At 60.5% G+C, this 9,094-nt stretch carries 10 protein-coding genes; 7 read left to right on the top strand and 3 right to left on the bottom strand.

Annotated features, from left to right (window positions below):
* The 3 genes from AB3X96_RS41430 to AB3X96_RS41420 all read left to right on the top strand — a co-directional run.
* On the top strand, window positions 1-238 hold a 238-nt coding region (locus tag AB3X96_RS41430; RefSeq protein ID WP_368594276.1), incomplete at its 5' end, for a transposase.
* A gap of 1,345 nt (window positions 239-1,583) precedes the next feature.
* Entirely contained in the window at window positions 1,584-1,940 is a 357-nt protein-coding gene (locus AB3X96_RS41425; protein WP_368594275.1) for a hypothetical protein, read from the top strand.
* 1,099 nt (window positions 1,941-3,039) lie between these two features.
* A complete protein-coding gene (locus AB3X96_RS41420) occupies window positions 3,040-3,405 on the top strand; it encodes a hypothetical protein (protein ID WP_368594274.1) in 366 nt (121 codons plus the stop codon).
* Between the two features lie 85 nt (window positions 3,406-3,490).
* Here the strand turns inward: AB3X96_RS41420 and AB3X96_RS41415 are convergent, their stop codons facing one another.
* On the bottom strand, window positions 3,491-4,111 hold the full coding sequence (locus AB3X96_RS41415) for a sel1 repeat family protein (protein ID WP_368594273.1): 621 nt from the start codon (window positions 4,109-4,111) through the stop codon (window positions 3,491-3,493).
* Window positions 4,112-4,490: 379 nt separating this feature from the next.
* On the opposite strand from AB3X96_RS41415, the gene AB3X96_RS41410 reads away from it, so the two are divergent.
* Window positions 4,491-4,844, top strand: coding sequence for a hypothetical protein (locus AB3X96_RS41410; protein WP_152854516.1), 354 nt, complete (start codon window positions 4,491-4,493; stop codon window positions 4,842-4,844).
* A 74-nt stretch (window positions 4,845-4,918) separates the two neighbouring features.
* Entirely contained in the window at window positions 4,919-5,590 is a 672-nt protein-coding gene (locus AB3X96_RS41405) for a hypothetical protein (protein WP_368594272.1), read from the top strand.
* A 991-nt stretch (window positions 5,591-6,581) separates the two neighbouring features.
* Here AB3X96_RS41405 and AB3X96_RS41400 read toward each other — a convergent pair.
* Window positions 6,582-6,740, bottom strand: a complete 159-nt coding sequence (locus AB3X96_RS41400; protein ID WP_368594271.1) for a hypothetical protein — start codon at window positions 6,738-6,740, stop codon at window positions 6,582-6,584.
* Between the two features lie 40 nt (window positions 6,741-6,780).
* Window positions 6,781-6,987: a hypothetical protein gene (locus AB3X96_RS41395; RefSeq protein WP_368594270.1), complete on the bottom strand. Its 207-nt coding sequence runs from the start codon at window positions 6,985-6,987 to the stop codon at window positions 6,781-6,783.
* A gap of 1,367 nt (window positions 6,988-8,354) precedes the next feature.
* On the opposite strand from AB3X96_RS41395, the gene AB3X96_RS41390 reads away from it, so the two are divergent.
* Together AB3X96_RS41390 and AB3X96_RS41385 are read left to right on the top strand one after the other, a co-directional pair.
* Window positions 8,355-8,618 (top strand): hypothetical protein, encoded by a 264-nt coding sequence (locus AB3X96_RS41390; protein WP_368594269.1) that lies wholly within the window; start codon window positions 8,355-8,357, stop codon window positions 8,616-8,618.
* Window positions 8,615-8,956, top strand: coding sequence for an RsbRD N-terminal domain-containing protein (locus AB3X96_RS41385; RefSeq protein ID WP_368594268.1), 342 nt, complete (start codon window positions 8,615-8,617; stop codon window positions 8,954-8,956). The genes AB3X96_RS41390 and AB3X96_RS41385 overlap by 4 nt, the downstream gene beginning before the upstream one ends.
* Window positions 8,957-9,094: the final 138 nt, after the last annotated feature.

Here is a 9,094-nt window from a genome sequence, read left to right as displayed (position 1 = left end):
ACAGGCGGCGCTTGACGAGGGGATTGAACTTCAGGTCATCAAGTTGCCCGAGGCGAAAAAAGGCTTCGTGCTGTTGCCGCGCCGCTGGGTGGTTGAGCGCAGCTTCGGCTGGCTCAACCGCTTCCGCCGACTCGCACGAGACTACGAGCGATTGCCCGAAACTCTGGCTGGCTTGCACTTCGTCGTCTTCTCCGTGCTTATGCTTGTTCACTTTGCAACCCTTAGCAAAAGTGCCTAACACCCTCTAATCGCGTTCCTGCCAACAACAACGCCATCGAGAAGAAAAGCCGCGTAGACGACTGGCTTCGTCGAGATACCGTATGTTGCAATCAACACCGGCACACTTTCGTGATGCCTTTCAACAACAGCATCAGAGGTCAGGACGTCGAAAAGCGAATTCGACTCGAACTTGTCCCCGGTGAGCATCCCGCGGGCACCCAGATAACTTACCTTTGCTTCGACCGTGTTCGGCACGACGAGGGACGACAAAAGCGCCAGACCGTGAAGTTGAGCACCACGTCGTGGCCACGGAAGCACAGCGCGCGCACAAGACGTCGACTTCCCTTTCGGACGCGCCCCGAAGGCAGGCTCTTTCGGCAACACGGGCGGCTGGGCGCCGGCTCGGTGTAACGCGCACAAATCCGGTCGGGGATGCCGTCAGGCGCGGCGAGCGACGCTAGAGCAGCTGGGGCAGCGTCTTGTCGACGGCGATGTGATATTCATTCTAGCCGGTAGCCAGGAGATCGCCTGCCGCCCAGGGTTTTTGCCGGATAGATTTTGCACGGCTACCAGCCCCTCTGGAAACCCACTAGCACGAGCACCGCGAACCGCTGCAACTCCGGCGAAAGCGGGCCGACAAGCGGACGCCACCGCAATGAACGCCTCAGTTTGCCCTCGCCGATCCCTTTTGGATCCGAGTTAGCCATGAACTACAAGTGGCGATCGCACACATGGGTACCAATGCTCGACATCGCGGTCTGCTCACGGCATACATACCTAAGAATGAGTCGCTCCAATTCGTTATAACAGGGGCGCAGCGTCTCGCGAATCGGGCCAGTGATACAGATAGGCACGCATCGAGATATCGTTACTCGGAACCTGCAATAGCCCGTTCTACGATTTATCCGTGGCTGCCGCTTAGCTCTGCCGTCACGCGGCCGATGCGTTCGAATATCACCAAGGCATGGGTGACGAGTGCGCACCGATTTCCATCAGGTTCTTGCTCATCTTGTCCCGCATCAGTGCAAGCGCGCCGAGCGTTGCCGAATTCGCGGATGCCAGTTCACGATCGCATGCAGCCTTGCTGCGGCCCGTGCGCCGCACGGGGAAATACAAGCGCGGTCCGCGATGATTTCGGGGGACGGCTCCCGAGGGTGGCACTCGGGAGCGAGCCCCGAATCCGTGGCGTACCAGGCGGATTCTTGACTCCGCAGTTATGACAGCATCGCAATCTCTCCATCGTGGTCGCTTCATTACACCCGGACCGCTTGTCACCGCGTATAGCCGGCCAAACGTGGTGAGCGGTCCGCGAGCGCTGCTCTGCTGTCATTCTGCAAGTCACTTGGCCCAGGTCCTAGACTCCCATGCGAAATAACGTCACAACTGCCGCCGGTTCGTGCCTGCCAGCGACACGACCAGTCGACCAGCGGATACTTGAACTTCTAGGCGCATCCTCGCTGAGCCCGACGGAAGATCAGCAAGGCGTCTGCGCGAACTGGATCACACCGAGGTGCACCGTTATCTACATTCCGCATTGCCACGGCCTGATCGACGAAGCGGTGCCCGCAGCCGCCATTCGACGACTGTGCTTCGAGCATCCACAGCACAAGAAGCTGTCGGACACGGCTTTTAAAAAGCTGGGTCGGCCTGCACGACGTACGACGCTGCTCGTCATTAACGGTGCTCGAGGTGCTGTTTGGCAGGATAAACGCTTCTCCTGAGCCTGCCCCCCAGCGATAGAGTTGCGGCGTGGGTCCGTCGCGCAGGGGTCTAAGGCTTGGACTGAGCCCGACGGCTTTCATTTAGTTATGCCAAGTTAACTGCCACCGCTAACACCGTACCGGTTTCTGTTACGGAACCAACAGCGACCCCGATCTAATAGCCGGGTCCCCGAACCATAGCGGCGGCGGATACGGTACCTTCGTGAAACATTGCGAAACTGTTTTCAATTGCTTGGAAGCCCCGTTCGTCAACGCTTCTCCGCTGTTCCCGACATTTGTTTCACGGCGAATTTTTGCTAGGGGTAGCAAAAAGCTGATCGGTGCGGTCGTAAAACGATGGCGTCTAGGCGCCGTCGATTCTGTCGTAGTGAATGATACGTAATTTGTAGCGGACCTAGCCTACGATGAACAACTGTTACTTATGGATCGTTACCAGACGGGGGGCGAACCGACGTCGTTTCAGGCGAGCCGCCTGGACGTAGACGTAGTAACGAGCGACTTCTCCAAGGCCGCGATTGCTGGATAAAAAGCGCCGCGAGACCGTTGTCGCGCAACACAGTTTCCACCACGATTATATGTTCCGGACTTCTCCGCTTCGCATGGCCTATCGCCTCGAACTCGTGGCTCTGGCGCTGCCCGCCAATTGCGCACCTGAATCGCTCCCGGCGCCCGTATCCCAATTCGTCGCCGCGTGCTGGCCCGGAATGAGCCGGGCGCAGTTGCTCGACCGCGCACGTCGGTTCGCGTTGCGCGCTTCACTGCGGGCGCGCCCCGAACGCAGGCCCGACGGCGTGCAGTTTTATGCACTCGTATTGGTGACCGACGATGCGCGCGCCGAGCTCGTAGCTCATGTGCGCCGACTCGCGCGTCGCGGCGGGGCCCGGCGCGCCCGAGCCTCTTTGCCGCCAGCGCAGGACGAGAGGCAAACCGGGCTATTCTAAGAGCCCGGTAATGGAGTAGTTGCGTCTTTGCGGCCTCATTTCCTGCCGCGCCATACAAACTCCCCTGCGCGGCCCAATAATGTGAAGGCAAGCGGTCTGCCGCTTTTGCGGGCTGAGGGTGATCTACAGTGCGGATCAGTTACTGAAAGGAGTGAAGCATGGAAGCGTACAACCCTCAAAACGCGCCCGAGCCTGACTCATGGCTCGAACTCGACGAACAGGAGCGCATTGCCCTGGCCGAGGCCTGGCATCGGGCGGCGCACGTCAAACTTCCAAATGTCACCGCACACGCCGTGCTTCATACCGTCGTGGAAAACCAGATTGCGATGGGTCTCGACCCTGTGGTCCTGGCCATGCATCGCCTCATAAGCGAAGGACTGACGCGGCACGATGCTATTCACGCGATCGGCTCGGTGGTCGCCGGGCATCTGTACGACGTTCTGAGCGCGGGGCAGAAAGGCAATGTTGACGATTCCCAGGCCCGCTACCTTGCAGCGGTGGAGCGGCTGACCGCAAAAGGGTGACGCAAAGGAGGAAACAGTCATTGAAACGTCATCCATGATTCGAAGTGAGACACCGTTTCGCGCGGGGTGTCACGCCGACAGGGTCTCAACCCAGCGCTTCCAGACGGCGTTGGCAACGTTTATCTTCGCCACCGCGTCGATAACTTTGCATGGCCTTTGTGCGCTCCCGGACAACGCTATTGTCTTCCGCACCCCAGACACCTTCCCAGAAAAGTCCGAGGTTGTGTGCTGAGGCATTGTGTCCCAGGTCAATGGCCTGCTCGTACAGCGAGCGCGCACGGATTGCGTCCAGCTGCATGCCGCGCCCGAGCCGTGCACTGTCGGCAAGCGCCGCGGCGGCCAGGCCGCGCAGACGACCGTCCGCGGTCTCGTCCTTCATCACGTCTTCAAGAATCGCGTTACCTCTGCCAAAGTCCGCCTCTCCTCCTGTTGGTGTGACGAGAGAAATAGCCATGGCCATTCGCCAGGCGGGATGGCGGTTCGCGCCAATACGCTCCAGCAACCAGCGGCCCAGATGGGGTGCGCGGTTTAACGTGCTGGTGAGCAGTGCATTTGCGATCGCCGCGAGCGACTCCGGTGACAGGAATCCAGTCTTGTTTGCCGCAATGACGTGGCGCGAGAACTTTTCGACATCCAGTGTAGGGTCAGCGTGGCGCAACTGATGCCATTCGCGCTCGATTGTCCCGACCCAGCTTTCCATTTGCATGGTGAGCAATCTCCCGGTGAAGAGTGCACCTGATTCTAGCTCACCTTTTGCCAATTGCAATGTCGGGATCCCGTGTCCTTGGCTGCGTACGTTCGGCAGGTGGCGGAGCGTACCGCTGCCCTGATTTTCCGCCGTCGCTATGCGCGAAGCCGCGACCGTACCGAAGTGATCCAGCGCGGGTACTTTATACAGGCCTGCCTGTTTGCCATATCCAGGTGGCGGTGCCAGGCAGTGAGGAGGAGAGGTATAATAATGCGCATTATTTATACCTCAGGTGACCGAATTGGGGCGACGCTGGATTGCACGCGTCGCTGGCGGCGACCGCGTGGTCAGCGCTCAGTCCGATTCGCGTGAGGTGATAGAAGGAGATGGTTCCACGATGGCTAATGCATTCGAACTCATTGCCCTGGCGCTGCCTGGCGATGTCGCGCCCGAGTCACTGCCCGCCACCGTCCGCCAGTTCGTCGCCGACTGCTGGCCCGGAATGAGCCGCGGCCAGTTGCTCGCCCGCGCGCGGCGCCTGGCGCTGCGGCCGTCGCTGCGCGCGGGTTCGGCGACTGCGCCGGGTGAGATTGGCCGCTTTGCGCTGACCCTTACGGCGGGCGTCGAGATCGTGTCCCTGATCGCGCATCTGCGCCGCGTTGCACAGCGCCGCGCCTCCGCGCGCAGTCGCAAGGGGGCCACCGCCTCCCGGCCGCCCGCGCGCGATCCGCGCCAGGCGTTGCTGTTCTGAGGGTGCGGCAAATGGGACGACCCCGAATCGAATGGAGCGACTCGCAGGTGCGCGCAATCTCGAGTGCGGTTGCGATGCTCGACCGTCACTTCCCTCGGGACAACACGGGTTTTCTGGACGGGCTCGTTGCGGCGGTACGCGCTACGACGGGCCGTGTCTATGGCGCCACGACCTACGGTCGGTTGTTGCGGGATGTCGCGCCGCAGGTCGGAGTACGTCGGCGCCCCAGTACGCCGACAATCCAGTCCGCGGTGTTGCGCGCGCAGGCGCTCGAGCGTGGCGCCGTACAGGCGGCTGCCGAAGCGTCCGCGCTGCTTCCTGCTGACTCGCGCGTAGCAACGGCTGCCGCCGTAAAACAACTGTCCGCGGTGGCGCAGCGCAGGAAACGTGAAGACGCCCGACATCCCGTCACCGTCGATGCTGACGCGCTGCGCGCCTCGCTCACGCCATTGTTGCGCGAACTGCTGCGCGAGAGCGTCGCGCCGCTGCATGCACGGGCCGGCCAAGGGGTGTCATCCAATGCGGACGACGAGAGCGCACGCGAGCTGCAGCTGACGACGGCCGCGCTCAAGGACGCACGTGCGAGGATCCGTCAGCTCGAGTTCGAAATGGGTGAACTGCGCCGCGAACTTGGTGCCGCGCAGGCCGCGCGCGATCTCGCGGGTGTGCACGTCAGTGCGATGCTGGAGGATCTGCGCGAAGCGATCGCAGCGTCGCGCCAAGGCCGCAGGGCAGCTCGCCGGTAACTCGAAATGCCGGGAAGAGTCCGCGGCTGCGGTCGTGTGCCTGGATTCGACCGGGGCTGGAATCAGCTTTAACCGGGCGAGTGAACACCAAAAGGACCAGTTCCAATACCTGACGAAAATCTGTCAAGACCAAAGATTCAACATATAGGTCGTATTCCTACGCAATTGTGGAATGGGACCGATCGTGGTTTCCTCGGGACGTTGCCTGAATTGGTATTGAGGTCGGGTAGCAGCGGTGCATTACTGCACCGCCGCCCCCTAAGAATCGTGCATGCGAGTTTCCCCGCACACGGCCAAAGCCTTTCAAAGCCCCATTGCCGGGAACGGTTTCACTACTGAGACTCCGAGGGCACGCGCGATCCGATGACAATCCGGTGAAGCATCGTCAGGTTACGAATCGTGTCCTTTCCGCCATCGATCTTTCGTTCCAAGTGAAGTAGACGCCACCCACTGGATTTCGTGATCAACTGATGCCAGGCTGGACAGGACCGCTGCTGATCGAGCCACAACCGGATCAGCCGCATCCGGCCCTTGAGCGAGTCCATCATCGCGAAGCCTAACCGCTCTTCGAAATAACTTTCCTACTGCGGGTCGAACGGGTTTGCGACACCCTTGACCTTACGGTGCCGCCGAATCGGCGTACCGACAATGTCGTATAGCGTCAGAAGTTCGCGCTTTCCATTGCCGTAGAACATATTAAATCTGTCTCAACTGCGGATAGAAATTTGTCAACTCGCATCGGTGTGCAAAATCGCAACTAACCGTCAGTTCCCGTCACCACTCTCTCAGCTTCGCCACAAACCGTCTTGCAAATAGAAGGGCAGTTTGGCCGACCGAACGAATTTTGCAGATGCTGTCTGCAAAATCGCTCACGCATCAGCGAATGACCGGTCACGCGAACATCGAGCGGGCCTTGTCGGCCATGAGGCGATGTTCGCCTCTGTCGGCAATTGGACATTTCGAAGAGCGCTTTGTATCCGAAAGCGCCCATTCAGCGCCTGTGCTGCATCACGTCCCAACAATGACGATGGTCCATCTGCCTGAGTTGCCGCCGCCGGATCAATTCGCGTCGATAGTGAGCGGCAACCAGCAGCACGGCGGAAGTCAGCCCAAACAGACCGACGGCGATTCCTGTCCACGATTCGGCCACGGAATACTCCTTGACTGCGGAACGGATTACGCAAGATGTGTCATTCGTCGTTCGGGACACGAGCGGCAGCCTTGAGGAGCAGGTGTCCGTCGCTGGTAATGAGCGGGCGTTGCTGGCCGGATGCGAGTTGTTCCAGCGTGACGAGCTGGCGGTCCAGAAGCGCCTCCAGATCCGCACCGTCCAGACACATCAGGTCGGGCGCATCCTTGAGCAGCATGGGGGTGGCGAATTCACGTGGACTTAGCATCTCCGTCTCCTGGCTACACCTGCCGTTTCGCTGGGAACCTGATCCGTCGGCCTCGCTTCGCGAGCAGGATCATTTCGGGGATGGCGGCTGCGGAATGCGCTCCTGTTCGGGTAGGAGGTCGCGCGCCAAGGCGATCATCTTAATGCTGGAATGCGCGATAGATCAATATGTGGGAAAGACTTTTTCGAAGGCGATCGTCATGCCACGATGGTGCCGTCGCGGTGCAGCATCCGGCTGATATGCGGCTGGACGGCGACTTCCATTGCGAAGCCATCAAGCTGACAGATCCGTCCTGTTCCATCCCCGCAGGGCTTACCTGCCATGGGCGCCACAGACTTCGTTTCGTAAGGCGCACGTCGGCTCGGGACGGCCCCCTTGTCCTCGGCAGAGGGTGAGCACCGTTAACATGACGGCGGTTTTGACGTCGAGGCGTGACGGGCATCTCGCGCGCAGCAGTCTGGAGTCTCCTTGTGGCTGATCTCGATGTCCGTGCGGCGTTATTCGCGGCGGCCTGCAATCGAGCCGGCTCTAGCTGCGAAGCGTCAATAGTCCGATCACGTAAGGGTCGGGCAACGAACTGGCGAATTCGACACCTCGCCGAAGCGCCTCGCTCGCAGCAGCATCGGCAGTTTCGAACCGCGGACTGCAGTCACCCTCATGGAATAAAGCCGCGGCGGGGTCCGGATCTTCGACGCTGACAAAGAACTCCGAACGCCATGCATCCCGGTCGTATCTTTCTTCCGTCACAACCACATATCGACAGACTTTTGCGGTTGTCATTGCCATCGGGACGTTGGCTGGAATAAAAAGGATAACCATGCATCGTCTGTTATGCAAAGCCAGAACCCTTGTCCGGTTCTGCATGGGCGGCCGCGAGACCATCTTTGAGGGTTCGAATATCCCTTAGCAACTGGTTATTTGATTCAGAGAGGTTCGCCACCTTTCTCCGCGAGCCGGAAACAGGCAATACCGCCAACAGAACGATAAGCAAGTCGGAAGTCACTGGCTTGGCCAGACCACGGCTGACGCCGGTTTAGACGTGATGGCCGCTGATATGCGCGGTGCGGCGGCCCGCGCCGAATAATTCGGGGTGGCGCCGCGGCCGCTGGCGTTGCAGCGCTGGCCCGGTTGCGTAGCACGCACTAAAATTTACTCAGTCGGTAGTTTTTTCCCGCGCTATGCGACCAATGAAATTCCGGAGGTTCTTACGATCGAACCGTCCGCGTCGCCTGTCGTGAGCCGCGTCCGGCGAGCGGGAGCGCTCATTACCCCGGAAGTGGAAGGACGTCCCGGCCGGCGCCTGATTTTGCGGCGGAAAACAACGCCCGCATCGACTCGCGCAGGCGCTCGCCGGGTCGGCCAGTCCCGTGCTGCAGGTACTGGCCGACATCGCTCTTACACTGTGCAACGCCGGTAGCGCTGGCATCACCCTGCTCGAAAGCGGCGGTGACCACGAACCTGTATTCTGCTGGACCGCGCTGTCAGGCCATTGCGCGGACCTGGTGGACAAGGTGATCCCCCGTCGCGACAGCTCTGCCGGGGTCCCGCTGGCACTGGGCGCCGCGCAGCTATCCGCTTTCCCGCAGCGCCACTGGTCGCATGGCGGCCGTCAACGACCGAGGGAATCATGAGCCCGTCGGACTTCATTGAAACCAATCTTTCTGCGCTGGTTGCGGACTGGACAGAATATGCGCGCACAGTCAGCCTGACGGACACCCGTCTCACCGAGACCCAGCTGCGGAACTCGGCTTGTGACATCCTGATGTGGATTGCGGCAGATATGCGCGAACCGCAAACTGACGCGCAGCAGAAGGCCAAGTCGTACGGCGATCGGCACGATGCACAATCCGCTTTGGACAGGGTCGCCCGCGAGCACGCGGACGATCGTCTCGCGCATGGCTACGGGATCAACGATGTGGTAGCGGAATACCGTGCCCTGCGCGGTAAGCACCCGGCGAAGTCATCTTGATCGGCAAGTCATGCCGCCCGACGATCATGTCCATTCAAATTTTAAATGGACAGGTGTACATGACGGACGAAGTCGAGGTTGTCCAGGATGTGGTGCAGCCGACACGGCGCCGGCGGCATAGCAAGGAATTCAAGGAGA

The organism is Paraburkholderia sp. BR13439 (assembly GCF_040948805.1).
GTDB classification, from domain to species: domain Bacteria; phylum Pseudomonadota; class Gammaproteobacteria; order Burkholderiales; family Burkholderiaceae; genus Paraburkholderia; species Paraburkholderia youngii.
The sequence above is the reverse complement of the archived record's forward strand: the minus strand, read 5'-3'. Positions and strand labels throughout refer to the sequence as shown.

Bases quoted from the DNA above. Each gene is read 5' to 3' on its own strand.
- AB3X96_RS41425 (WP_368594275.1), top strand. From the start codon at position 1,584: ATGCGAAATAACGTCACAACTGCCGCCGGTTCGTGCCTGCCAGCGACA.
- AB3X96_RS41420 (WP_368594274.1), top strand. From the start codon at position 3,040: ATGGAAGCGTACAACCCTCAAAACGCGCCCGAGCCTGACTCATGGCTC.
- AB3X96_RS41415 (WP_368594273.1), bottom strand. From the start codon at position 4,111: ATGCAAATGGAAAGCTGGGTCGGGACAATCGAGCGCGAATGGCATCAG.
- AB3X96_RS41410 (WP_152854516.1), top strand. From the start codon at position 4,491: ATGGCTAATGCATTCGAACTCATTGCCCTGGCGCTGCCTGGCGATGTC.
- AB3X96_RS41405 (WP_368594272.1), top strand. From the start codon at position 4,919: ATGCTCGACCGTCACTTCCCTCGGGACAACACGGGTTTTCTGGACGGG.
- AB3X96_RS41395 (WP_368594270.1), bottom strand. From the start codon at position 6,987: ATGCTAAGTCCACGTGAATTCGCCACCCCCATGCTGCTCAAGGATGCG.
- AB3X96_RS41385 (WP_368594268.1), top strand. From the start codon at position 8,615: ATGAGCCCGTCGGACTTCATTGAAACCAATCTTTCTGCGCTGGTTGCG.